At 63.2% G+C, this 24964-nt stretch carries 24 protein-coding genes and 1 riboswitch; of the genes, 7 read left to right on the forward strand and 17 right to left on the reverse strand.

Annotated features, from left to right (window positions below; genetic code table 11):
• From gcvH to O7A05_RS15805, 9 genes are all read right to left on the reverse strand, one after another.
• A complete protein-coding gene (gene gcvH, locus O7A05_RS15765) occupies positions 1–369 on the reverse strand; it encodes a glycine cleavage system protein GcvH (protein WP_337093986.1) in 369 nt (122 codons plus the stop codon).
• 7 nt (positions 370–376) lie between these two features.
• A complete protein-coding gene (gene gcvT / locus O7A05_RS15770) occupies positions 377–1477 on the reverse strand; it encodes a glycine cleavage system aminomethyltransferase GcvT (protein WP_337093987.1) in 1101 nt (366 codons plus the stop codon).
• Between the two features lie 149 nt (positions 1478–1626).
• Positions 1627–1713, reverse strand: a riboswitch (glycine riboswitch).
• Between the two features lie 179 nt (positions 1714–1892).
• Positions 1893–2381: a GNAT family N-acetyltransferase gene (locus tag O7A05_RS15775; protein ID WP_337093988.1), complete on the reverse strand. Its 489-nt coding sequence runs from the start codon at positions 2379–2381 to the stop codon at positions 1893–1895.
• Positions 2381–3172, reverse strand: coding sequence for a molybdopterin-binding protein (locus O7A05_RS15780; protein WP_337093989.1), 792 nt, complete (start codon positions 3170–3172; stop codon positions 2381–2383). The genes O7A05_RS15775 and O7A05_RS15780 overlap by 1 nt, the downstream gene beginning before the upstream one ends.
• Position 3173: 1 nt before the next feature.
• On the reverse strand, positions 3174–4046 hold the full coding sequence (locus O7A05_RS15785) for a cytochrome b/b6 domain-containing protein (RefSeq protein ID WP_337093990.1): 873 nt from the start codon (positions 4044–4046) through the stop codon (positions 3174–3176).
• Positions 4047–4144: 98 nt separating this feature from the next.
• Positions 4145–4816: a DUF1345 domain-containing protein gene (locus O7A05_RS15790; RefSeq protein ID WP_337093991.1), complete on the reverse strand. Its 672-nt coding sequence runs from the start codon at positions 4814–4816 to the stop codon at positions 4145–4147.
• 26 nt (positions 4817–4842) lie between these two features.
• On the reverse strand, positions 4843–5310 hold the full coding sequence (locus O7A05_RS15795) for a YaiI/YqxD family protein (protein ID WP_337093992.1): 468 nt from the start codon (positions 5308–5310) through the stop codon (positions 4843–4845).
• A 66-nt stretch (positions 5311–5376) separates the two neighbouring features.
• A complete protein-coding gene (gene gfa, locus O7A05_RS15800) occupies positions 5377–5946 on the reverse strand; it encodes an S-(hydroxymethyl)glutathione synthase (RefSeq protein ID WP_337093993.1) in 570 nt (189 codons plus the stop codon).
• Between the two features lie 286 nt (positions 5947–6232).
• Entirely contained in the window at positions 6233–7360 is a 1128-nt protein-coding gene (locus O7A05_RS15805) for an S-(hydroxymethyl)glutathione dehydrogenase/class III alcohol dehydrogenase (protein ID WP_337093994.1), read from the reverse strand.
• Positions 7361–7609: 249 nt separating this feature from the next.
• Between O7A05_RS15805 and O7A05_RS15810 the strand changes: the two genes are divergently transcribed.
• Positions 7610–9622 (forward strand): acetyl/propionyl/methylcrotonyl-CoA carboxylase subunit alpha, encoded by a 2013-nt coding sequence (locus O7A05_RS15810; protein WP_337093995.1) that lies wholly within the window; start codon positions 7610–7612, stop codon positions 9620–9622.
• 119 nt (positions 9623–9741) lie between these two features.
• Entirely contained in the window at positions 9742–13266 is a 3525-nt protein-coding gene (gene dnaE, locus O7A05_RS15815) for a DNA polymerase III subunit alpha (RefSeq protein WP_337093996.1), read from the forward strand.
• A 1-nt stretch (position 13267) separates the two neighbouring features.
• On the opposite strand, the gene O7A05_RS15820 is transcribed toward dnaE, so the two are convergent.
• Positions 13268–14155 carry a DMT family transporter gene (locus tag O7A05_RS15820; RefSeq protein WP_337093997.1) on the reverse strand — a complete coding sequence of 296 codons (888 nt, stop codon included), beginning with the start codon at positions 14153–14155 and terminating at the stop codon, positions 13268–13270.
• Positions 14156–14379: 224 nt separating this feature from the next.
• On the opposite strand from O7A05_RS15820, the gene O7A05_RS15825 reads away from it, so the two are divergent.
• A complete protein-coding gene (locus tag O7A05_RS15825) occupies positions 14380–14883 on the forward strand; it encodes a hypothetical protein (RefSeq protein ID WP_337093998.1) in 504 nt (167 codons plus the stop codon).
• A gap of 64 nt (positions 14884–14947) precedes the next feature.
• Here O7A05_RS15825 and O7A05_RS15830 read toward each other — a convergent pair whose 3' ends face one another.
• The gene (locus O7A05_RS15830) at positions 14948–16276 is read right to left on the reverse strand and encodes a DNA polymerase IV (RefSeq protein WP_337093999.1); all 1329 of its coding nucleotides are present in this window, start codon (positions 16274–16276) and stop codon (positions 14948–14950) included.
• A 65-nt stretch (positions 16277–16341) separates the two neighbouring features.
• Between O7A05_RS15830 and O7A05_RS15835 the strand changes: the two genes are divergently transcribed.
• Both O7A05_RS15835 and O7A05_RS15840 read left to right on the forward strand, forming a co-directional pair.
• Complete coding sequence (locus O7A05_RS15835; protein ID WP_224706698.1) at positions 16342–16917, forward strand: GNAT family N-acetyltransferase; 576 nt, start codon at positions 16342–16344, stop codon at positions 16915–16917.
• Between the two features lie 149 nt (positions 16918–17066).
• Positions 17067–18644: a hypothetical protein gene (locus tag O7A05_RS15840; protein WP_337094000.1), complete on the forward strand. Its 1578-nt coding sequence runs from the start codon at positions 17067–17069 to the stop codon at positions 18642–18644.
• A 9-nt stretch (positions 18645–18653) separates the two neighbouring features.
• Here the strand turns inward: O7A05_RS15840 and O7A05_RS15845 are convergent, their stop codons facing one another.
• Both O7A05_RS15845 and O7A05_RS15850 read right to left on the reverse strand, forming a co-directional pair.
• Complete coding sequence (locus O7A05_RS15845; RefSeq protein WP_337094001.1) at positions 18654–19307, reverse strand: hypothetical protein; 654 nt, start codon at positions 19305–19307, stop codon at positions 18654–18656.
• Positions 19304–19603, reverse strand: a complete 300-nt coding sequence (locus O7A05_RS15850) for a DUF3572 domain-containing protein (RefSeq protein WP_140542212.1) — start codon at positions 19601–19603, stop codon at positions 19304–19306. The genes O7A05_RS15845 and O7A05_RS15850 overlap by 4 nt, the downstream gene beginning before the upstream one ends.
• 240 nt (positions 19604–19843) lie before the next feature.
• Between O7A05_RS15850 and O7A05_RS15855 the strand changes: the two genes are divergently transcribed.
• Both O7A05_RS15855 and O7A05_RS15860 read left to right on the forward strand, forming a co-directional pair.
• On the forward strand, positions 19844–20215 hold the full coding sequence (locus O7A05_RS15855; protein ID WP_040995610.1) for a response regulator: 372 nt from the start codon (positions 19844–19846) through the stop codon (positions 20213–20215).
• A gap of 31 nt (positions 20216–20246) precedes the next feature.
• Positions 20247–21620 carry a PleD family two-component system response regulator gene (locus O7A05_RS15860; protein ID WP_337094002.1) on the forward strand — a complete coding sequence of 458 codons (1374 nt, stop codon included), beginning with the start codon at positions 20247–20249 and terminating at the stop codon, positions 21618–21620.
• Between the two features lie 488 nt (positions 21621–22108).
• Here O7A05_RS15860 and rpmG read toward each other — a convergent pair whose 3' ends face one another.
• The 4 genes from rpmG to O7A05_RS15880 all read right to left on the reverse strand — a co-directional run bounded on the left by rpmG (position 22109) and on the right by O7A05_RS15880 (position 24919).
• The gene (gene rpmG / locus O7A05_RS15865) at positions 22109–22276 is read right to left on the reverse strand and encodes a 50S ribosomal protein L33 (protein WP_006201775.1); all 168 of its coding nucleotides are present in this window, start codon (positions 22274–22276) and stop codon (positions 22109–22111) included.
• 156 nt (positions 22277–22432) lie between these two features.
• Positions 22433–22891: a YqfO family protein gene (locus tag O7A05_RS15870; protein ID WP_337094003.1), complete on the reverse strand. Its 459-nt coding sequence runs from the start codon at positions 22889–22891 to the stop codon at positions 22433–22435.
• A 91-nt stretch (positions 22892–22982) separates the two neighbouring features.
• Complete coding sequence (locus O7A05_RS15875; RefSeq protein WP_095765107.1) at positions 22983–24158, reverse strand: MFS transporter; 1176 nt, start codon at positions 24156–24158, stop codon at positions 22983–22985.
• A 20-nt stretch (positions 24159–24178) separates the two neighbouring features.
• Entirely contained in the window at positions 24179–24919 is a 741-nt protein-coding gene (locus O7A05_RS15880) for an NUDIX hydrolase (protein WP_337094004.1), read from the reverse strand.
• Positions 24920–24964 lie beyond the last annotated feature (45 nt).

Genomic DNA, 24964 nt, shown 5'->3' on the forward strand with positions numbered 1-24964 from the left:
TCAGCCGATATGGGCTTTGTAGGCGGCCTCATCCATGAGGCTGTCGAGCTGGCTTTCGTCGGCCAGCTTCATCTTCCAGAGCCAGCCGTTGCCGGTCGCGGCCGAATTGACCAGCGAGGGGTCGGCCGACAGCGAAGCGTTGGCCTCGGTGATCTCGCCGTCGACCGGCGCGTAGACGTCCGATGCCGCCTTGACCGATTCGACGATCACGGCCGTATCGCCCTTGGCGAGCTTGCGGCCGATCTCCGGCAACTCGACGAAAACCAGGTCGCCAAGCTGTTCCTGCGCGTAGTCGGTGATGCCGACAGTGGCGACGCCGCCTTCGACGCGGAGCCATTCATGGTCTTCAGTGAAATAGGTCTTTGCCATCTGGAAATCATCCTTTGCGGTAGCGGTGTGGGGTGAAGGGCAGGGACGCGACGTCGACCGGGATTTTCGCGCCGCGGACATCGGCGAAAAGTTTCGTACCGGCTTTGGCCAGAGCGGTGTTGACGTAGCCCATGGCGACCGGGTGTCCCGTCGAAGGACCGAAGCCGCCTGACGTGACGTGGCCGGCCGGATTGCCGCTGGCATCGACGAGCGCCGCGCCGGCGCGAACCGGCTGGCGACCGTCGGGCTTCAGGCCGACGCGCTTCTGCGACGGCCCGCGCTCGATGATCGAGCGCAGCGCGTCGGCGCCGATGAAATGGCCGGAAGCGCGAACTTCCTTGGGAATCGCCCACATCAATCCGGCGCTCGCCGGGTCGATTTCCGGCGTCAGGTCCTGGCCATGCAGGCAAAGACCGGCTTCGAGCCGCAGGCTGTCGCGCGCGGCAAGGCCGATCCACTGCACTCGCTCGTCTTCCAACAGTGTCGCGACCAGATCCCGCGCGTCCTTCTCCGGCAGGCCGATCTCGAAACCGTCCTCGCCGGTGTAGCCGGAGCGGCTCATGAACCAGTTTTGACGCGGCTCGATGCCGTGCATGAAGAGCAGCGAGCCGGTTTCGATGCCGGCTCGGGACAGGGCGGCCCACGCTTCCGGACCCTGGATAGCCAGGAAGACGCGGTCGAGCGGTTCGACTTTGGCATCGAAATCGGCGGCCAGGGCGCGCAGATGCTTCTCGTCCTCCACCGCGTTGCCGGCATTGGCCACCACCATAAAACGGTCATCGCCCAGGCGGGTGACGATCAGGTCGTCGATGATGCCGGCAGCCTCGTTGAGGAAGAAAGTGTATTTGGATTGGGAAATTTCCAGCGCGCCGGCATCGAGCGGGCAGGCGCGGTTCAACAATGCGGTGGCCCCCGGACCGGAGACCTCGAACAGCTTCATATGCGAGATGTCGAACAGGCCGGCATGCTCGCGCGTGTGCAGGTGCTCCTTCATCACGCCGGGTGGGTAGGTGAGCGGCATCGACCAGCCGGCGAAGGCGCCGAAACGCGCGCCCGTGGCCTGATGCAAATCCTCGAGGGGTAGGTGTCTGGTGTCTTCGCCTGTCATGTCTTCTCCAGAGTCGCACGCCAATCGACCGCCATTGGCGGCCTAGCCGTGCCCCTCTGTCTGAAGCCTGAGAGACTCGCGCCCCGTAACTCTGTCGGCAGCGCTTACACCTTCGGCGCGGGAAGATTCCCGACTTTCCAGAGTTGTCTTTCCCGTGCACGGTTCTTTTGCCTGAGAGATTTCGGGCGATTTCCCCTTCGGCGACAGCGTGCGCTGCTCTCTCCCGCAAACAGGAAGGACTCAGTCGCCTGAGCCCTCGACGCGCCATCCATAGCCCGTCGGCGACACCTTGTCACCTCCATGCGACATTCAAAGCGCGCCGAGACGATCGATGCCGGCGATGCCGAATGGCTGGCCGGGCGTGTTGGCGGCGGCCAGCAGCTGCGCGACAGCGGGCGCGTGCTGCTGACGCTGATCAAGCACGCTTCGCCGGAAAGCCATCCGGCGCTGAAACCGTTGCTTGAGAAAGTGGCCTGGCGTTTCCTGCAAATGTCTTGCAAAGGATGACGTTGGAATGGCCTTCGGGCCAGCCGGTCAGTTCGGCCATGCGCTCGAAGCCGGCCTTTTCGTACAGACCCGGGGCCTGGAAGTCATGGGTCGAAACCCATATCCGCAGCGAGCCGCGCGTGGCAGCCTCGGCGACGAAGGCATCGAGCAGCTTCCTGCCGTGGCCAAGGCCGCGATAGGCCTCGTCGACCCACATCAGCGTGAGCTCGGCAATGCCGGCCCAGGAATAACCGGCGGCGGCCCCGACGGCGCGGCCTTTTTCGTCCCGCAGGGCAAAGACGAGCGCGCGGTCGTCATTGCGCCCTGTGACACGCCGGTTGTCGTCGTTGAGACGTTCCTCGATGGCACTAAGCTCGGCCGGCGCAAGATCATGCTCGGCCTGCAGGCGAGGACCCATCAAATCCCGCCATACCAGTCGTAGCCATTGTCCTCCCAGTAGCCGCCGCGGCCGCCGCCGACATTGGCGAAACTGTCGACCAGCTCGATCTTGGAAAGGTATTTCGGCATCTTGTAGCCGAGCTGGCGCTCGACCCGCACACGCAGCGGCGCGCCATTCTCGACCGGCAACGGCTTGCCGTTGAGGCCATAGGCCAGAATCGTCTGCGGATGGCGGGCGTCGATCAGGTCAATGGTGCCGTAATATTTAATGTCGCCGGACAGGCTTTGCTCTATCGTGTCGAGGCAGTGGAACATGACGTAGCGCGCCTGCGGCTTGACCTCCGCCTGGTCGAGCACCAAAGACAGCGGCGTGCCGGTCCATTTGGCGATGCAGCTCCAGCCTTCGACGCAGTCGTGGCGGGTGATCTGCGTGCGGCTCGGCATGTTCTGGAGCTGCTCGCGGGTCAGCGACAGCGGTTTCTCGACAAGGCCGGTAACCTCCAGCCGCCAGTCGGCGAAATTGTTGGCGAGCAGACCTTTGTAGGTGTCGTCATCGGGCGCCGTGACGCCGTTCGGCCGCTGCGGCTGGCGGATGTCGGCTTCGGTGAATTCCGGCGCCAGCGCGTCCCGGCCGGCGAGCAGGCGCTGGGCGCGCCAGGTCAGGCCGTTGGCATTTTCGAGGAAGCTGCGCAGGCCGCCACCGATGCCGAGGCCGCTGTCGAATACGTCGCAACCGGACAGCGCGATGCCGGACAGGCCGAGGCTGCTGGCGGTCAGGAATTTGCGGCGGCTGATCTCAAATTTCGCCATGTCAGACGCTCCTCTCGGTCGGCTCAGCGTGCTTCGCAGGCGGGTCGGTGCGGTACCAGCCGGTGATGATCGAGCGCAGCTCGTTGATCGGGCCGGCGGCGAGGATCATCAGGATGTGTACGATGAAGAAAAGGACGAGCAGCAGCATGACGGTGAAGTGGATGGTGCGCGCCGTCTGCCGGCCGCCGAGGATTTCGTTGAGCCAGGGCAATACCGAATTCATGCTCGGCGACATTGCGAGGCCGGTGATGATCATCAGCGGCAAAAGCACGAAGAGTACGCCGCCATAGGCCATTTTCTGCAGCGTGTTGTATTCCCTCGTGTGATGGAACTTCAGCTTCGCGTGATCGACGATGTCGCGCGGCAGCTTGCGCAGGTCTGACACGCGAGGGGCGAGATCGCGGCGGATATGACCGTTGATCAGGCTGGCGATCAGCCAGACGAGCAGCGTCGTGGTCAGGATCCAGGCGAAGAAGAAGTGCACGACGCGGGCCGTGCCGAGATCGTAATAGGACGGGATCGTCGCCCAGGACGGGAAGGCGCGGGGCGTCTCTTGTCCCGGCGAACCCGACCAGCCGAGCACGCCGGTGGTGTCGAAGCGATGGCCGAAGATTTCGGTGAAGCCGCGCGGGCCGTTGGCGGTATTTTCGGCGCCGATCTGGAGGATGGTGTTGTTGAACTCGAAGCCGGATTGCTTGCCGATATAGAGCTGCGGCCGCGCGTTGAAAATCTGCAGGCCGGAAAGCAGCATGAAGAACAGCGAGAAAGCCCAGACCCAATGGGTCAACCGCGTCCAGCGCGATTGCCGATAGATGAGGGTCGTGTCCTTGCCGTCGGCCTCGGCGGCGGAATGGTTGTTGGCAACAGTGTCCATCTTGCCTCCGGCCGCCATCGGGAGGCGGCTTCTCAGGTCATTGTCTCCCCCTCAATACGTCGCCGCACAAGGCAATGTTTCATGCGATCACGGATTTATTACGGAGAGCCCAGGCTGACCGCGAGATTGACTGCCGCCGCGACGATCACCGTGTTGAAGAAAAAGGTCAGGATCGAATGGACAAGGACGACCAGGCGCATTTGCGAGGTGGTGATGGCCGTGTCCGCCGTCTGCGCCGTCATGCCGACCACCGTTGCGAAATAGAGAAAGTCCCAGCCATCCGGCCTTTTGCCGCCCGGAAAATCGAGGCCGCCAATCGGCATTTTCTTCTGGGTATTCGCATCGATCTCGTCGCCATCCTTCCAATAGACATGCGCATAGTGGAGCGACGCCATCGAGTGGATGGTGAACCAGCCGAGCGGGATCGAGAGCATCGCGAAGGTAAGCTGCAGCGGATGCGCGGCATCCTTCCGGTTGATGAGCAGGAAGAGCGAGATGATGGCCGCGGCAACGACAAAGAGCGTGACGGCGAAGATCAGCAACACGGGCAGATCGGTCGAGCGTGCGTTCTTGCTGAGATAGCGTCCGGTAAGGCTCGGCATCAGGGCCAGCACCAGGGCGATATAGCTCACAAAGAACACGTTGGCGCCGATGGAGTAGGGCAGAGGCCAGCGCAGCAACAAGGCAAGCAGCAGCGCGACGATGCCGATGGCCGCGGCGAGGGCGAACTGCATGTGCCGATGCATCGGCGTCTTGAGATCGTCACCCATGGCCCGAGGCCCTTGAAGATTTTGGATCAGTCCGGTGTGACGGATTTAAGCGCGCGCCGCAAGATGCGGTCGAGCTCGCCGAGGAACTGCGACCTGTCCTTCTGCGTGAAGGAGGCGTTGAAGCCGCGGCTCTCGCCGGTCTCGCGCAGATGCTGCTTGAGGTCGCGCATGGCCACCGCCATGCCGATGGTCTCCGGCGTGAAGGGGCGGCCGGTGGGTCCCAGCACATGCGCGCCGAGCGCTACCGTGCGCGCGGCAAGGGGGATGTCGGCGGTCACTACAATATCGTTGTGTCTTGCGTTCTCGACGATCCAGTCGTCCGCGGCGTCCGCGCCTTTCGAGACGACGACGTTGCGAACCATCGGGTCGCGCGACGGGCGCAGCCCGCCATTGGAGACATAGGTCACGATGACGCCATGGCGCTCCGCCACCTTCTCGACCTCGGCTTTCACCGGGCAGGCATCGGCGTCGACATAGATGATGGGCTCGGGCATCGTCACTTCCAAACAAATATGGGGCCGGCGTGTCAGCCAGCCCCATGGCAGAAATCGCGAGATTTGTCAGGCGGCCAAGGCGCCCGACTTCTTCGCCGTCCAGGTGGCGATATAGTCCATCAGGCCTGGGCTGAGGCAGTCATAGGGCTCCAGCCCGATCGACCTCAGCTGGCCGCGGATGCCATCCATGCGGCTCGGATCGACGCCGGATTCGATAATCGACGATACGAAAGCGGCGAAGCCCGGCGGCGACCAGCCATCCTCCTCGAAGCGCTCGGGATGGATGAAGGACAGGCCCTTGAAGGGATGGTCGCGCTCGACCGGGCCGTACATGTGGACGCCGCAGCTTGTGCAGGCATGGCGCTGGATCAGCGCCGAGGGATCGACCACCTTGAGCTTGTCGCCGTTCTCGGTGACGGTGACATCGCCGGTGCCGGCAACGGCCACGACCGAGAAGATGGCGCCTTCCGGCTTCCAGCACTTGGTACAGCCGCAGGCATGATTGTGGGCGATCTGGCCCTTGACCTTCACCTTCACCGGATTGCTGGTGCACAGGCAGACCAGCGTGCCGCCGGAGAAGGATGCGCTCTCCCTCGGCAAGCCGTTGTCGATCGAATGATGCAGTTTTTCGGCCATTCCTGTTTCCTCCCAATGTTTTTTGGTCATGCCGACCCTGTGTCGATGACCACCTCACTTTCCATGAAATGCACCTTCAGCAGTCGGTGCACCTCGCTCAAGCTCCTCCTCAAGAACCTGCTATGCACGAGATAGGCGATTTCGTCTTTCGCGCGATCGATCTCCTCCAGGTCGATTTCGATGTGCTTGTTCTTCCGAAAACTGCGCTACAAATCCTCGCCGAAGTTCCGTATCCGATCGATCGTCGACTTCTCGTGGTCGACGAAGCGAATTCGAACTTCTTTCACTAGTAAACCACGACGCTGCGGATCGACTTGCCCTCATGCATGAGGTCGAAGCCCTTGTTGATGTCGTCGAGCTTCAGCGTGTGGGTGATCATCGGATCGATCTGGATCTTTTTCTCCATGTACCAGTCGACGATCCTCGGCACATCGGTGCGGCCGCGCGCTCCGCCAAAAGCGGTGCCCATCCAGGTGCGGCCGGTGACCAGCTGGAAGGGACGCGTCGAAATCTCCTGGCCGGCGCCGGCAACGCCGATGATGACCGACTTGCCCCAGCCGCGATGCGAGGCTTCGAGTGCCTGGCGCATCACCTTGGTGTTGCCGGTGCAGTCGAAGGTGTAGTCGGCGCCGCCGATCTGGTCGGCGCCCCGCTTGGTCATGTTGACGAGATAAGGCACGATGTCGCCGTCGATCTCCTTCGGATTGACGAAATGGGTCATGCCGAATTTCTCGCCCCAGGCCTTCTTGTCGTTGTTGACATCGACGCCGATGATCATGTCGGCGCCGGCCAGGCGAAGACCCTGGATGACGTTCAAGCCGATGCCGCCTAGGCCGAAGACCACTGCGGTGGCGCCCTGCTCGACCTTGGCGGTGTTGATGACGGCGCCGATGCCGGTCGTCACGCCGCAGCCGATGTAGCAGATCTTGTCGAAGGGAGCGTCGGGATTGACCTTGGCCACCGCGATCTCCGGCAGCACGGTGAAGTTGGAGAAGGTCGAGCAGCCCATGTAATGAAAGAGCTTGTCCTTGCCCATCGAGAAGCGCGAGGTGCCGTCCGGCATCAAGCCCTGTCCCTGCGTGGCGCGGATGGCGGTGCACAGGTTGGTCTTGCGCGACAGACAAGACGGGCACTGCCGGCATTCGGGCGTATAGAGCGGGATGACATGGTCGCCCTTCCTGACCGAGGTCACGCCCTTGCCGACATCCACCACGATGCCCGCGCCCTCATGGCCGAGGATCGCCGGGAACAGCCCTTCCGGATCGGCGCCCGACAGCGTGAACTCGTCGGTGTGGCAGATGCCGGTCGCCTTGACCTCGACCAGCACCTCGCCTTCGCGCGGGCCCTCGAGGTCCACCTCCATGATCTCCAGCGGCTTTCCGGCGGCAACGGCTACGGCGGCACGCGTTTTCATGAGGCACTCCTCCCAAGCGATCTGTAAGTTTCAGCTAACGGCAAGCTGTCGGTAGCGAATGCCAGCCTGCCGCCCCTTTGGTGTTGGGATAACATTAGCGAGTTCCGCGCTGGCGGCCAACGTCTCTTGCGACGTTTTTCGGCGAGGTTCCTGCAATCGGTGCCAGCCGTGGGAGCCGGCCGTGGGCTCTTGAGGCGCACCGGAATTGTCCATAGAACTGGACCGCTTCGCCGGAGGAACGACATCCAAATGTTCAAGAAGATCCTGATCGCCAATCGCGGCGAGATCGCCTGCCGCGTGATCAAGACGGCGCGCAATATGGGCATTGCCACCGTTGCGGTCTATTCGGATGCCGATCGCGATGCCATGCATGTCGAAATGGCCGACGAAGCGGTGCATATCGGGCCTTCGCCGGCGGCACAGAGCTATCTGGTCCCTGAGAAGATCATCGCCGCCTGCAAGGAAACCGGCGCCGAAGCCGTGCATCCGGGCTATGGCTTCCTCTCGGAACGCGCCTCTTTCTGCGAGGCGCTGGAGAAGGAAGGCATCGTCTTCATCGGGCCGAAGCCCAAGGCCATCAAGGCGATGGGCGACAAGATCGAATCGAAGAAGTTTGCCAGCCAGGCCAAGGTCTCGACCGTGCCCGGGTGGCTGGGCGTCATCGAAGACGCCGACCATGCCGAAAGGATCGCCGGCGAGATCGGCTATCCGGTCATGATCAAGGCCTCCGCCGGCGGCGGCGGCAAGGGCATGCGCATCGCCTGGAGCAAGGCGGAGGTGCGCGACGGTTTCGAGCGAGCGCGTTCGGAAGCGAAAAGCTCCTTCGGCGACGACCGCGTCTTCATCGAGAAGTTCGTCGTGGATCCGCGCCACATCGAGATCCAGGTGCTGGCCGACGCGCATGGCACCGCCCTTTACCTTGGCGAGCGCGAATGCTCGATCCAGCGCCGCAACCAGAAGGTGGTCGAGGAGGCGCCGTCGCCGTTCCTCGACGCCAAGACCAGAAAGGCAATGGGCGAGCAGGCGGTGGCGCTGGCGAAGGCCGTCGATTACCAGAGCGCCGGCACTGTCGAGTTCATCGTCGACAAGGACAAGAACTTCTATTTCCTTGAAATGAATACGCGATTGCAGGTCGAGCACCCGGTGACCGAACTGGTCACCGGCATCGACCTGGTCGAGCAGATGATCCGCGTCGCCGCCGGCGAAAAGCTCGGCATCAAGCAGAGCGATGTGAAGCTGAACGGCTGGGCGGTGGAAAGCCGCCTTTACGCCGAGGATCCCTTCCGCAATTTCCTGCCGTCGATCGGTCGGCTGACGCGCTATCGGCCGCCCGAGGAGGGTACGTTCGGCGGCACCATCATCCGCAACGACACCGGCGTCACTGAAGGGTCCGAGATCTCGATGTTCTATGACCCGATGGTGGCCAAGCTCTGCACCTGGGCGCCGACAAGGCTGGAAGCCATCGACGCCATGTCGGAGGCGCTCGACAGATTCGTCGTCGACGGCATCGAGCACAACATCCCGTTCCTTTCGGCGCTGATGCAGCATCCGCGCTGGCGCGAGGGGCGGCTGTCGACAGGCTTCATCGCCGAGGAATATCCGGACGGTTTTTCGCCGGTCGCGCCGGATGGCGAGGAGAGGGCGGTATTCGCCGCGGTCGCAACGGCGATCGAATTGCTGCGCCGCGACCGGCTTGACCGCCTCAGCGGCCGGCTGGCGCCGCATTCCGGCCATCTCAAGCGCGACTGGGTGGTAAAGATCGGCGCTGACTATCTGCCGGTCGAGATCGTCGACGGCATGGTGTCCATCCCGATGGAGGTCGATCTGTCGATCGACGGCGGCAAGCTGTTGACGGTCGCCTCCGACTGGCGGCCGGGCGACGCGATCTGGCAGGGCACGGTCGGCGGCAACGGCATCGCAGCCCAGATCCGCCCCGCGCTGAACGGGCTGCGGATTGCCTGGAAAGGCATGTCGGTGACGGCCCGAGCCATGCTGCCGCGCACCGCCGAGCTTGAAAGGCTGATGCCGGAGAAGCTGCCGCCGGACACCTCGAAGATGCTGCTCTGCCCGATGCCAGGTCTCGTCGTCTCGATCGCGGTCGCCGAAGGCCAAGAGGTCAAAGCCGGCGAGACGCTGGCCGTGGTCGAGGCGATGAAGATGGAAAACGTGCTGCGCGCCGAACGCGATCTCACCGTGGCAAAGCTCAACGCCAAACCGGGGGACAGCCTCGCGGTCGATGCCGTGATCATGGAGTTCGCCTGAGAAGAGGCGGTACCGGTCGCAAGCCTGTGCCTTGCCGGTCATTTGTGCTGGACTGGCATGGCCCCGTCCGGGACAATACATCTGCATAGATTTGAGTCTTTGGGACAGCGCGAAAAAACATGGCGGATGAACGACTTCCACGCGACCCGTTGCAGCGCGAAGCAGCCGTGAAGGCCGCGCGGCCGGAAGCGCCGGCGCGCACCTTTATCCATCTGCGCGTGCATTCGGCCTATTCGCTGCTCGAAGGCGCGCTGCAGCTTGGCGCGATCGTCGGCCATGCGGTCAAGGACGAGGCGCCGGCGATCGCGGTCACCGACACCAACAACCTGTTCGGCGCGCTCGAATTCGCCCAGAAGGCGGTCAAGGACGGCATCCAGCCGATCATCGGCTGCCAGATCGATCTCGCCTTTTCCGGCGAGGCGAGCGACGGCCAGCGCGACCGTCGCCGGCATGGGCCGGAGATGTCGCCGGTCGTGCTGATTGCCGCCAGCGAGGCTGGCTATGCCAATCTCGTGCGGCTGATCAGCAAGGTCTATCTGGAAACGTCGCCCGGCGAGCCGGTGCACCTGACCAGCGCCACGCTGGAAGGTTGGTGCGACGGGCTGATCTGTCTGACCGGCGGGCCGCGCGGTCCGATCGGCAGCGCGCTCAAAGCGGACCGGCGCGACCTTGCCGAACAGCGGCTGCTGTTCCTCAAGGGCCTGTTCGGCGACAGGCTTTATGTCGAGCTGGAGCGGGTCGCCGGCTACGACCGCATGGTCGAAAAATCGACGGTCGACCTGGCCTACACGCACGACCTGCCGCTGGTCGCCACCAACGAGGCGTTCTTCTCCAAGCGCGATGACTACGAGGCGCATGACGCGCTGATTGCGATTGCCGAAGGCTCGGTGGTCGCCGCGGACAATCGCCGGCGGCTTTCACCGGACAATTTCCTGCGCGGCCAGGCCGAAATGGCGCGGCTCTTCTCCGACTTGCCGGAAGCGATCGACAACACGGTCGAGATCGCCATGCGCTGCTCCTATTACCCGAAGAACCGCAGCCCGATCCTGCCCCGTTTCACCGGCGCCGACGCCGCCGACAAGGATGCGGCGGAGAAGGCCGAGGCGGCAGAGCTTGCCAGACAGGCGCGCGAAGGGCTGGAGGCGCGACTCGCCAAACACGGGCCTACGCCCGGCTATACGGTCGAGCAGTATCGCGAACGGCTCGAATTCGAGCTCGGCATCATCGAGAAGATGAAGTTTCCGGGATACTTCCTAATCGTCGCCGACTTCATCAAATGGGCCAAGTCGCAAGGCATTCCGGTCGGGCCGGGGCGCGGTTCGGGCGCCGGCTCGCTGGTCGCCTATTCGACCACCATCACCGACATCGATCCGCTGCGCTTCTCGCTGCTGTTCGAGCGCTTCCTCAACCCGGACCGCGTCTCGATGCCGGACTTCGACATCGACTTCTGCCAGGACCGGCGCGAGGAGGTCATCCGCTACGTCCAGCAGAAATACGGGCGCGACCAGGTCGGCCAGATCATCACCTTCGGTACGCTGCAGGCACGCGCGGTGCTGCGCGATGTCGGCCGCGTGCTGCAGATGCCTTACGGCCAGGTCGACAAGCTCTCCAAGATGGTGCCGCAGAACCCGGCCAACCCGGTCAAGCTCGCGGACGCCATCGCCAACGAGCCACGTTTCGCCGAGGAGGCGGAGAAGGAGCCGATCGTGCAGACGCTGCTCGACACGGCGCAGAAGCTCGAAGGTCTCTACCGCCATGCCTCGACGCACGCCGCCGGTATCGTCATCGGCGACCGGCCCCTGTCCGAACTGGTGCCGATGTATCGCGATCCGCGCTCGGACATGCCGGTCACCCAGTTCAACATGAAATATGTCGAGCAGGCGGGGCTGGTGAAATTCGACTTCCTCGGCCTGAAGACGCTGACCGTGCTGGAAACGGCGGTGAAGCTGATCCGCCGGCGCGGCGTCGACATCGATCTCGCGACGATACCGCTCGACGACAAGGACACCTACGCCATGCTGTCGCGCGGCGAGGTGGTCGGCGTGTTCCAGGTTGAAAGTGCGGGCATGCGCAAGGCGCTGATCGGCATGCGGCCGGACTGCATCGAGGACATCATCGCGCTGGTGGCGCTCTACCGTCCCGGTCCGATGGAGAACATCCCCACCTACAACGCCAGAAAGCATGGCGAGGAGGAGATGGCCTCGATCCATCCCAAGATCGACCATCTGGTGAAGGAGACGCAAGGCGTCATCGTCTACCAGGAACAGGTGATGCAGATCGCGCAGGAGCTGTCCGGCTATTCGCTCGGCGAAGCCGACCTTCTGCGCCGCGCCATGGGCAAAAAGATCCGCGCCGAGATGGACAAGCAGCGCGAGCGCTTCGTCTCCGGCGCGGTCGAGCGCGGCGTCTCAAAGCCACAGGCCGACTTCATCTTCGACCTCCTGGCCAAGTTCGCCGACTATGGCTTCAACAAATCGCATGCGGCGGCTTACGCGGTCGTTTCCTACCAGACCGCGTATCTCAAGGCGCATTACCCGGTCGAATTCCTGGCGGCATCGATGACGCTCGACATGAGCAATACCGACAAGCTGGCCGATTTCCGCCAGGATGCCATGCGGCTCGGCATTGAGGTGGTGGCGCCGTCGGTGATGACCAGCTTCCGTCCCTTCGAAGTCGGCGAGAACAAGATCTTCTATTCGCTGGCGGCGCTGAAGGGCGTCGGCGACGCGGCGGTCGAGCACATCGTCGAGAAGCGCGGCGAGAAGCCGTTCAAGAACCTTGCCGATTTCTGCGAGCGCGTCGATCCGAAGATCGTTGGCAAGCGCGTCTTCGAAAGCCTGATCATGGCAGGCGCGCTCGACTGCTTCGGCCACGACCGCGCCCAGATGATGGCCGGCGTCGAGCGGATGATGGGCCTTGCCTCGCTGGCGCAGCAGAACGCCATCTCCGGCCAGGCCGACATTTTCGGCGCTTCGCTTGGGAGCCAATCGCAGGCGCTCAACCTGCCGGCGACCGATCCGTGGCTGGCCGCCGACAAGCTGCACCGTGAATTCCAGATCGTCGGCTTCTATCTGTCGGCGCATCCGCTCGACGAGTACAGGTCCGCGCTGCAAAAGATGCGGGTGCAGAACTGGGCGGAATTCTCGGCTGCGGTCAAACGCGGCGCCACGGCCGGGCGCCTCGCCGGCACGGTCACCTCCAAGCAGGAGCGCAAGACCCGTACCGGCAACAAGATGGGCGTCGTGCAGTTTTCCGACACGACGGGACAGTATGAAGCTGTGCTGTTTTCCGAAGGCCTGGCGCAGTATCGCGACATGCTGGAGCCCGGCAGTTCGGTGGTGATTATGGTTGCAGCCGAAGACAGGCCTGAGGGCGTAAACCTGCGCATTAACTCGGTGCAATCACTGGACGATGAAGCCAGCCGTATCCAGAAGGCGCTACGCATCTTTGTCAGGGACGATGGACCATCATCGATTATTCAATCGCAGCTCAAACAGCGTGGCGACAGTCAAGTCAGCATCATCGTTCTCAAGGGAGAGGCGCAGGGCGAGATTGAGATCGGCCTGGGTAATTATCGCGTCTCGCCGCAAATCGCCTCCGCCATGCGCGCGGTGCAGGGCGTGGTGGACGTGGAGTTGGTCTAGCTCAGGGCGTTGCCGCTTCCGCTTCGGCCACCCGCGGCGTCTTCTTCTGCAGGTTGAGCAAATTGCCGGCGAGGATCAGAGCCGCGCCGCCAGCGGTGAAGACGTCGATCTGCTCATGATAGAGCAGCCAGCCGACCAGCGCCGTCAATGGCACGCGCAGGAAATCCATCGGCGAGATGATGGTGGCATCGGCATGGACCAGCGCGCGGGCCAGGCAGAAATGCGACGACATGCCGGTGAAGGCGATTACGAAGATCCACGGCCAGAGCCCTGGCGAAGGGTTGTGCCAGCTATAGAGAGCCGGGATCAAGCCAACCGCCGACTGGACGATCAGCATCCAGAAGATGATGCGCACCACGCTTTCGGTTTTGGTCATCGACTTGACCAGCACCATCGAGATGCCGAAGCAGACCGCGGCGCCCAGGACGACGAGGTGGCCCGGATCCATCGAGACGGCGCTGGGGCGCACGATGACGACCACGCCGATCAGGCCAAGCACGATCGCCGTGAGCTTCGACCGGGACAGTCTTTCCCCAAGAAAGCTGACCGCCAGGATCGCCGTCCAGATCGGCGTGGTGAACTCGATCGAGATCAGCACGGCGAGCGGAATGAGCGTCAGCGCGTAGAGCCAGGCGGCCTGGCCGGTGTAGTGGATGACATTGCGGGCAATGTGCGCGAAAGGGCGCCTGGTGCGCATTGCGGCGAAACCGCCGTTCATCACCACCAGCGGCAAAAGGATGAAGAAACCGATCACCGAGCGCAGTTCCAGCACCTGGAAGACGTTGAGTTCAACCGTCGTCTCGCGGCCGGCAACCGACATCGCCAGCATCGAGGCGATTGACAGAGCCATCCAGAATGCGGCTTTTGGGATCGAGGGAGCGGGCGCCATTTGGGCGCCTATGTCGCAAGCCTGGACTTGGGCCGCAACCGTTAGTGGTGTCATTCCACTGGGCCAGCCAATCGGGATGTCAAAAAACCGTCATAGCGACGGTAATTTTGCCGTCGCAGCGTCCGTTAAGTCCACTCTTCCGTCGTCCTTCGGAAGATGCCGGCCGAAACGGTGTCATACTTTTCCTGTAATTGTTCTAGTGATCGCGAGAGGGGAACGCCTTAATGAAATCGACTGCCGCCTTGCTGGCCGCCGCTTGCCTTTTCTGTTCGACGGGCGCGCATGCCGACGAGGCGGCATTTCTGCGCTCGCTGCAGGGAAAGTTTTCCGGCAAGGGCACCGTCAGGATCAGAACCAACACCCCGGTGATGAACATCAACTGCACCTTCACCTCGGACGCGACGGCGAGCTCGCTGTCGCTTGACGGCACCTGCCGCGCACTGCTGATCATGTCGCGAGAAATACGCGCCGACCTGAAGGTCAGCGGGGCGAGCTACACCGGCACCTATATCGGCTCGCGCAGCGGGCCCGCGGGGCTGAGCGGAAGCCGCAAGGGCGACGCGATCAATCTCGACATCCACTGGGCGAAAATCGTCAATGGGGACCGCGACGCGGAACTGACGGTCGAGAAGGTCGGGCCGGACAATATGCGCATGACGGTGACCGACATGGATCCGGCGACAGGCAAGATGGTGGTGACGAGCCGGATCGATCTCAAGCGCAGCTGACCTTTGCTTTGACGCAATTCCGGACGGAAAACCGCCCACACTTTTCCTGGAATTGCTCTCAACGTCACTCTTCCAGCGGCTCGGGCGGATTGGCGGCGCGGCCCTTGCCGAATGTATAGCCGGTCTCGACGGCTTTCCTGCCGAACTTGTCGCGCAACGTGTCCATCGCGCCTTCGGCAAGCGCGCGCTTGCGCGACTGCAGGTCGACCAGATCGGGCGGATCGGCCTTGTCGTCGTCGGAGAGGTCGCTGACGCCGATGCCGAGCAGGCGGAATTTGGTGCCGTCGGCCTCGCGGCGCAAAAGGTCTAGCCCAGTCTGGAAGATGCGGTCGGCCAGGCGTGTCGGATCACCAAGCTGGCGGTTGCGGGTCCTGGTCTTGAAATCCTGCGTCTTCAGCTTCAGCACCACGGTGCGCCCGGCGATGCCTGATTTCTTCAGCCGCGCCGAGACTTTTTCCGACAGGCCGCGCAGCACCGGCACCAGCTCCGCCAGAGCGGCGATGTCGGTGTCGAAGGTGGTCTCGGCCGACACGCTCTTGGCATCACCGTCGGGATTGACCGCGCGGTCGTCCTCGCCGCGCGACAGCCGATAGAGCCGGTCGCCCATCACGCCATAGCGGCGCATCAGGTCGCCGCGCTCCATGCGCTGCAATTGCGCGATCATGCGGATGCCGTCGCGCTCTAGCGTCGCGGCCAGCGCCTTGCCGACGCCCCAGATCATCGTCACCGGCTGCGCGGCGAGGAAGCTTGGCGCCTCGGCTTCGCCGATCACGGAAAAGCCGCGCGGCTTGCGGAAGTCCGAGGCAATTTTCGCCAGGAACTTGCAGTAGGAGAGGCCGGCCGAAACGGTGATGCCGAGCTCCTTTTCCACCGTCTGCGCGAAGCGGCCCAGCACCAGCGCCGGCGGCATGCCGTGCAGCCGCTCGGTGCCGGCGAGGTCGAGAAAGGCCTCGTCGATCGACAGCGGCTCGACCTGCGGCGTCAGCGCCAGCATCAACGCGCGCACCTGGCGGCCGACACCGACATATTTTTCCATGTCGGGCGGGATCACCACCGCTTCGGGGCACAGTTCGAGCGCCTTGAACATCGGCATGGCCGAGCGGACGCCTTGGATGCGGGCGATATAGCAGGCGGTGGAAACGACGCCGCGCCGGCCGCCGCCGATGATGACAGGCCTCTCCTTCAGCGCGGGATTGTCACGCTTCTCGACCGCCGCGTAGAAGGCGTCGCAATCGATATGGGCGATCCGCAGCCGGTAGAGCTCGGCGTGACGGACAAGGCGCGGGCTGCCGCAGCGATCGCAGCGACGCGTCTCGCCGCGCTGGAGCGCCAGGCAGTCACGGCAAAAACCGTGTTCGGGATTGTTGACAGGAGCCGCCATCGCTGCGAACATAAAGAGAACAAATGCAATGGTACGACAGCGCAAGGCTGGCAACAAGCTGGGCCTGGGGAGAACGCATGAGCACGACCATCGCACCGCTGACTCCTGAGCGCTGGCCCGATTTCGAGGACCTGTTCGGCAAGCAGGGCGCCTGCTACGGCTGCTGGTGCACGCATTTCCGGTTGTCGCCGGCGGAGCGCCGCGCCAGCGACAAGGAGCGCAACAAGGATCTCATCAAGGCGCGAATCGAAACGGGCCCGCCGCCGGGACTCTTGGCGCTCGAGGACGGCAAGGCCGTCGGCTGGATGCAGGTCGGCCCGCGCGCCGACATCCCCGAGTGGAACAATCAGGGCAGGGGCTCGGCGCCGGTCGATCCCGCCGATGCCGGCGACCCGGCCGTCTGGGCGATCTCCTGCTTCTTCATCCGCGCCAGGGCGAGGGGGCGGGGCATCACGCATCGCCTTGTCGAGGGCGGCATCGCTTTCGCCCGCGAGAATAAAGCCAGGCTGCTGGAAGCCTGCCCGATCGACCTGTCGCGCGATTCGCGCTCGATCGGGCTTTTCGTAGGCTCGTCGCGGGTGTTCGAGAAGGCCGGCTTCGAGAGGCTGGTGGAGCGCAAGCCCGGCCGGCCGCTGATGCGCCTTGTGCTTTAGGTACTGATGCGCCTTGTGCTTTGGGCGCTGATGCGCCTGGCGCTTTAGCCGAATGAGCTTTTGACCTACAGTCGGCGTCTTGCGGCTGTTACGCTTCTTGCCTACCAGAAGCATGAATATTTCGTCTTCCGAAATCACGGAGAACTGACGTGAAGCGTATTTTGCCATTTGCCTTTGCCCTCGCGCTCAGCGCGCCGGCTTTTGCCCAGACCGTCGACAATCAAGGCGCCAAAGATCTTTCCGACAATCTGGCGCGCTATTTCGGCAAGCAGGCGTTCGACAAGGGCGTGCTCAAGGTTTCGGTCGAGGGCGACGCCTATAAGATTGCGCTTGACGTCAAGGCGCTCGTCAATGCGTTGCCGGAACAGAAGCTCCTGAAATTCGACATGGCGCCATACGCGCTGATGGTGAAGCCGCGCAGCGACGGATCCTGGGACGTCTCGTCGAATTTCTCGCAAGGCGCATCCTTCGAGTTCGAAGGACCGGAAGGCCGTCAGAGCATGGAGTTCACGATCAAGGACGGCAAGCTGACCAGCATCTACGATCCGGCCCTCGCCGCCTTCACCAGCGCGACCAGCTCATTGGCCGGAATGACCATGACGTCGCGGCAAGCCAAGCAGCAGGCAGATGTCTCGATTGGGACCGGCACCGCCACCGTTACCGCGACCAAATCCGCCAATGGCGGCGTCGACTTCACGGCCACGCAGAAAGTCTCGGACTTCGTCGAGATGATCAAGGTGAACGATCCCGACAGCGGGATGAATTTTCCGCTCACCTTGAAAACGCCGGAACTTTCGGTGGACGCAAACGGCAAGGGCGTGCGGACGAAGCCGCTGCTCGACCTGCTTGCCTTTGCCGTGGCCAATGAGGACGAAGCCAAGCTCAAGGCCAACCAGGCCGAGCTCAAATCGCTCATGCTGGCCGCGCTGCCCATTTGGGAAAGGGTCGATGGCAATTACGGCTTCAAGAATTTCGAGGTCGACAGCCCTGTCGGCAAGTTCGGCGCCACGCAATTCAGCACCGCATTCGGCATGGACGGCATCTCCCAGAACGGCAAGGTCGATTACGCGATCAAGGCTGCCGGTCTGACGATCCCGCATCAGACCCTGCCGGAATGGACCGCCCCATTGCTGCCCACCGACATCGACCTGCATTTCGGCGGCGCCAATATCGATCTCGATACGATGGCGAAAAAGGCGATCGAAGGCTTTGATCTCAATAAGAATCCGCCGCTGTCGGACGAATTCGGCAAAGCTTTGGTCGCCGATTTCAAGGCCAAGAATCCGAAGGTCGTGATCGGGCACAGCACGGTGAAGAACGGCGACATCGAAGTTGCGCTGGAAGGCGAGATGACCTTTCCCGGCGAGAAACCCGATGCGAGCGTGACCGTCGATGTCGCCGGCTATGACAAGATCGTCGATGCCTTGAAGGAAGCCGCCAAAAGCGATGAGCAGATGGCGCAGGCGTTCCCCTTTGCCCTAGCCGTCAAAGGGTTTGGCAAGACGCTGCCGGACGGCCGGCTGGAGTGGACGATCAACACCAAGGCCGATGGATCCGTCACAGTCAATGGCGCGATGCTGAAGGGACCGGACGCCGCCCAGGACGACAGCGCCGGTCAGGATGACAACTCAGGCGATGATGGCGTGGACGGAACGGATGATTCCACCGGCGGAGACGATTCGGACGGCGGCGACAATGGTGGGGCCGGAGCGAAGCTGAAGCCCTGAGCGCTTGGGTTAAAGCCCGAGCGCGGCCGCGATCTTTGGCGTCGCATCGCGCCAGTCGTCGACCGAGATAATGTCTTCCGGCGTCGGCGGCAGGAAGGCGCGCAGTGAATTGTCCGCCATCAAATGGAAGAGGTGGGCATCCGCGACGGAATTGCGCGCCGAGATCAGGTTGGAGGGCTGGTCGTCGACGAAGGCTACGGGCCGGTCCTCGACGCCGCGCAGCTTCGCGATTGCCGGACCCTTGGCCATCTCAGTCGTCAGCAGCGGATAGTCGAGCCCCAGTGCATCGAGATGCGCGCGGCGCACGGCGCGATGCTTGTGCGGCATGGCGGTCAGCATGACGATCTCGGCGCCTTGTCCAAGCATTGCCAGCGCATCCGCAGCGCCGTCGGTGATGCTTTGCCAATCCGCCTGGGCGTCGAAGAATTCGCCCAAAAGCGCCGTCACTTCCGGCTGTTCGATCAGACGCCCGGTTGCCGTTTCGGCGATGTTGCCGGTGAGGCGGAAGGATGCCAGCGTCAGCCCGAAGCCGCGCGTTTTCAGGAAATGCGGGAAGGGCCGGACGAATTCGAGCACGACGTCATCGACGTCGAGCACCAGCAGCGGCCGATCGTCGGCGGCGAGCTCTTCGATCTGCCGCGCCGTCTCAGGATCGTCGCTCATGTCGAACGCTCGTGATCGTCGTTGCCGAGCGGAAGGGCGCGCAATGCCTTGCCGACGGCGGCCGGCGGCGTACCGGTCTCCTCGGCGAAGCGCAGAAGCGTCGGCTCATGGGCCAAGATGAATTGCAGGACGCCGGCAAGGAAGCCCGGCTCAGCGGCGGCCCTGCGGATCGAGTTCGCCTCGATGCCCGTGATCGCCAGAAAGCGGGGCAGAAGCTCCGGGTCGGCGGCGACGAAGGCCAGGGCCTTGACGGCAATGGTTTCCGCTTCCTCGCGCATTGACGCTGCGTTCGCCATCGTTACCTTTGCAATGGTGGATTTTTTCGAGTCTCCTTCCGCAGTAACGGCAAGCGTCGCTTGCGGCAAGCCTCTGCTCTTTCCCATGCAACGTCCGAAGGTGGAATTGGTGCAGCTTTCCAACCTCCGGTTTCCGTTTCGTCAATCATATTGGGCTAGAGTGGAAATGGGTTGGGTGCGGTCCGAAGGGGACGCATTGCGACGGCCTTCGGCTTCGAGGGCGGTCGGGACGGGAAACTGATGGCTAAGAAGGTGATGATCGTCGAGGACAATGAGCTCAACATGAAGCTCTTTCGGGACCTCATCGAAGCCAGCGGTTACGACACGGTTCGCACGCGCAATGGCCTGGAGGCGCTCGATCTCGCGCGCCAGCACCGGCCGGACCTCATCCTGATGGACATCCAGCTGCCGGAAGTGTCCGGCCTGGAAGTGACCAAATGGCTGAAGGAAGACGACGAATTGCATTCGATCCCCGTTATCGCCGTCACCGCCTTCGCCATGAAGGGCGATGAGGAGCGCATCCGCCAGGGCGGCTGCGAGGCCTATATTTCCAAGCCGATCTCGGTGCCGCGCTTCATCGAGACGATCAAATCCTATCTGGGCGACGCCTGATGCCCGAGACCAGCAGAACCGGAGTTTTGAGATGACCGCGCGGATCCTCGTCGTCGACGATATCCCCGCCAATGTGCGGCTGCTGGAGGTTCGGCTGCTTGCCGAGTATTTCGAGGTGCTGACGGCCAATAACGGCCCGGATGCGATCGAGACCTGCGAGAACGGCAAGGTCGACGTCGTGCTGCTCGACGTGATGATGCCGGACATGGACGGGTTCGAGGTCTGCAAGCGTCTGAAGAGCGATCCGGCGACCTCGCATATCCCTGTCGTGATGATCACCGCGCTCGACCATGTGTCGGACCGGGTACGCGGCCTCGAGGCGGGTGCTGACGATTTCCTGACCAAGCCCGTCAACGACCTGCAGTTGATGACACGCGTCAAGAGCCTGGTCAGGCTGAAGTCGCTGACCGACGAGCTCAGGCTGCGCGCCTCGACCACGCGCAATATCGGCATCGAGGAACTTCTGAGCCGCGATTTCGCGACTGAAGACGCAAAGCCGCGGGTGCTGCTCATCGACGAGCGCAAAACTTCCGTCGAACGCATCCAGAAGATGCTGCGCAACACCGCCGAGCTCGATGTCGCGACCGACCCGAATGCGGGGTTCTTCCAGGCGGCCGAGACGGCGTATGAATGCGTGCTGATCTCGACTGCCTTCTCCGACTTCGATGCGCTGAGACTCTGCTCGCAGCTGCGTTCGCTCGACCGCACCCGCTTCCTGCCGATCATGCTGCTCGCAGACGAGGGCGAGGAGGGCCGCATCCTGCGTGGTCTGGAACTTGGCATCAATGACTATCTGATCCGGCCGATCGACCAGCATGAGCTGACGGCGCGCCTGCGCACACAGGTGCGGCGCAAGCGCTACAACGATCAGTTGCGCGCCAGCGTCGCCCAGACGATCGAGATGGCGGTCATCGACGGGCTCACCGGGCTGCACAACCGCCGCTACCTCGACAGCCATCTGCAGACACTATTCGATCGCGCCGTGGCGCGGCGGCGGCCCTTGTCGGTGATGATCACCGATCTCGATCGCTTCAAGTCGATCAACGATACCCATGGCCATGACGGCGGTGACGACGTTCTGCGCGAGTTCGCCCGGCGGCTGCGCAAGAATGTGCGCGGCATCGATCTCGCCTGCCGCTTCGGCGGCGAGGAGTTCGTCGTGGTTATGCCGGACACTGACGGCGCGGTCGCCGAGAAGGTGGCCGAACGCATTCGCGCCGAGATCGCACAGGCAGCTTTTGCCATCGGTGCCGACGGCAAGGCGATCGAGGTCACGGTCAGTGTCGGCGTGTCGTCGCTCCTGAAAGGGACCGACAGCGTCGCCGCGCTGATGAAGCGCGCCGACCTGGCGCTCTATGAGGCCAAAAGCGGCGGCCGCAACAGGGTGGTCGCCAAGGCTGCCTAAAACGCGTCGCGATCTTTCAGACCCCGCACGCGCCTGTCTTTATCCTGAAACCGGTTTCCACTTTCGGGAGACATGCTCGGCATAAAGGCGACGATTCTCCAGCGCTGCAACAGGGTTACGAATTTACCTTAACCCAAGCGATTCGTGAGCGGTGGTTAAGAAATGGTTGATTTTTATGAGGTCTTGCGCAAATCTGCGACGAATAGACAGAAGACGAGGCCGGCGCGAGGGTAGAGTAGCCGGCTCGATCCAAAATACCCCATGATGCTCAGGTCCGCCGCATCTCCTGGGTCCGTGGGGTCGGCCGGCCGGCGCTGGCACATAGTGGCCTCCTCGTACCGCTGCCAACCGCCGACCGGCCCCCTTTTCTCAAAACCGACATCGGAACCCCCGTGCTTGATCGTGGCACGGCTCCTTTGTCGTCCGGTCGTTCCTAAAACAAAAACGCCGCCCAGAGGGCGGCGTTTCGATTTCTCCGGATAACCAGATTACTTGATCTTGGTTTCCTTGAACTCGACGTGCTTCTTGGCGACCGGATCGTACTTGCGGAACGAGAGCTTGTCCGTCTTGGTACGGCTGTTCTTGCTGGTGACGTAGAAGAACCCGGTGTCGGCGGTCGACAGAAGCTTGATCTTGATGTTTGCGGCTTTGGCCATGATTTTCGTCCGTTAATGTTCGTGGAGTTTTGGCCGCTGAAGCACGGGGAAAACACCCGGACGCGGGAAACTTGGCGCGACACATAAAGAACGCGCCTGGAAAGTCAAGCCCGAGCGCCTTCTTCGCCTCATTTCGGCATGGTCCGTGTCCACGTCTCAAGCGTTATGCTCGACCAATTGCCCCGCCTTTTTCCAGTCGCCCGTGGTGTTCCACCAGCGGTTGGGATTGGCACGATCGTCAAGACCCTTGGAACGGCTGGCGAGCAGCGGCTGGATGCGGATGACGGGCTCCTGATAGGAATGGGCTTGGAATATCGCCTCGACGACACGAGCGGCGAGCGCCTGGTCGTCGACGATCTCGAACGACACTTCGACGGTGCCGGGTCGCCGGCGCAGTTCGGTCTCAGCGCCGGCCGCGGCGCCTTCGAGCGGCCGGTAGCGCTCGATGCCTTGCGCCGACTGATAGGCGTTGGCGTCATACTTGCCCATGCGCAGCGGCGTGATCGCCACCACGGCCTCCATGATGCGCTCGACATCGGCGACCGGCGCCTGGAATGTGACGAGCAGAAGCAGTTCCATCCTGAGGGATCTGGTTTCAAAGCCGCTGTCGACCATCGCAATTCTCCTACCTCGCGCTGGAGACAGGTATAGCAGGGGTGCTGCTGACACGGTGATGTCAGGATGCCCGACGCTTCAGCGGCATTGCCTAGAGAATCTTGCGCACCAGCCTGACCAAGATCAAAGCCATGTAGGCGGCGAAGAAGAAGGCCAGCGACCAGCCGAAGCCGGATGGGCCGAAGGCGTCCATGCCGATGCCGATCGCCTGCGGACCCAGCACCATGCCGACGCCATAACAAAGCACGAAGGCAGCATTGGCGGATGCCAGTTCATGGCCGGACAGCTGCGAGCCGAGATGGGCAAGGCCGATCGTGTACATGGCGGCGACGACGCCGCCCCAGACGAACAGGAGGGCCGCCATCAGATGCCAGTTCTGTGCAAAGAACGGCATGAAGACCGTGCCGATGAGCCCGACCGTGGCGCAGGCCAGCAGCAGGTAGCGGCGGTCGGAAACGCGGTCGCTGATCATGCCGATCGGGATCTGCAGAAGCACATTGCCGAGCCCGATCATTGTCAGAAGCAGCGCGGCGTCGGCTTCCGAATAACCGATACGGCTGCCATAGACGGGGAAGAGCGAGAAACCGCCGGTCTCGACGGCGCCGAAAACAAGCACGGCGAAGGTCGCGGTCGGCACCAGCCAGATGTAGCGCAGGAAGTGGCTGGTTTCGCTGTCGGCGACGATGCTCGGGCTCTCGTTGCGGGCCGCAAGCACCGGAATGGCGGCAAGCGTCACCAGCGCTATGGTGACGCCGAATGGCAGGAAGCCCGAACTGCCGAGATGGGCGAACAGCCAGGGTCCGGCGGCAAAGCCGAGTGACAAAACGGTGGCGTAGATGCCAAGCACAAGGCCGCGCCGGTTCGGCGGGGCCGAGGTGCTGATCCAGAATTCCGAAAGGATGAACAGCACCGTCAGGGAGATGTGCAGGGCGACGCGGAGCGGAAACCACATCCAGAAATCCGGCGCGAAATGGAAACCGACGAAGGCGAGCGCGCCGATGGCGATCATCAAAAGCATCGTCCAGGCGACGCCGAGCCGCATGGCAAGCGGCGTAGCGAGCGGCGCGCCGGCAATCGAGGCGAGACCGGCGACGGCGGTGTTGAGACCGATCATCGAAGCGGAATGGCCGCGGCTTTCCAAAATGACGCTGAGCAGCGGCATGCCCAAGCCGATGGCGATGCCGACGACGCTGATCGAAGAGATCGCCGCGACCATCGGCAGCCAGTGTACGCGTTCGTCGCCCTGTTGTTGGGTATCGACCGTCATGAGATCAAAATGCTCTGCTTCTAAAGGACTTCGCGGACGAAGCGGTTGCGGACGAGCCGGAAGAACGGCACGGCGCCCCCCGGCCGCAGCAGTGGATCTTCGGCAAGCCGACTTTCCAGTTCTTCCAGGACCATGCCGGTGATGTCGGGGATGTCGGCCTTGCGGGCATCGGCAAGCGGCAGCCAGACGAGTTCCTCCAGCTCGTTGGTCCGACCACCGCCGGGCAGTTCCACGGCAACGTCGTGGCGCCAGGCGCTGAAAAAACGCGTATCGAAACGGCGTACGCGATTGGGCGGAGTGATGGCGCGGGCGACGAAGCGGAGCGCGTCCAGCGAGGGGATCACGCCGTGTTCGGCGAAACCCTGCCAGTCGCGCTTTGCGGTCGAGAAGGTGCCCTTGCGGCCGATCAGCAGGCCGGCTTCCTCATAGGTCTCGCGAATCGCCGACAGGGCGATTGCGCGGGCCCGCGCCGCGCTGGCACGGCCGGGGCCTGCGGCCAGCTTGCCTTCTTCCTCACCACCCAGAGGGGCAGCGACGGGAACGCGGCTGTCGGCGGGATCGGTGCGGCCGCCGGGGAAGACGAATTTTCCGGGCATGAAGGCGTGCCCGGCATGGCGCCGGCCCATCAGCACCAGAACGTCCTTGCCGCGGCGATCGAGCAGAATGAGGGTCGCCGCATCACGCGGACGCAACGCTCGGCCGCTGCGTACGGCCAGGCCCTTATCGAGCTTGTCGACATCCGCCTTGGTCATTCCTTCCATGCGCTCGACCTAGCGGAAACTTCCTTGATGCGAAAGTGGCTTGCG

This window comes from Mesorhizobium argentiipisi (SeqCode), from assembly GCF_037179585.1.
Classification (GTDB): Bacteria; Pseudomonadota; Alphaproteobacteria; order Rhizobiales; family Rhizobiaceae; genus Mesorhizobium; species Mesorhizobium argentiipisi.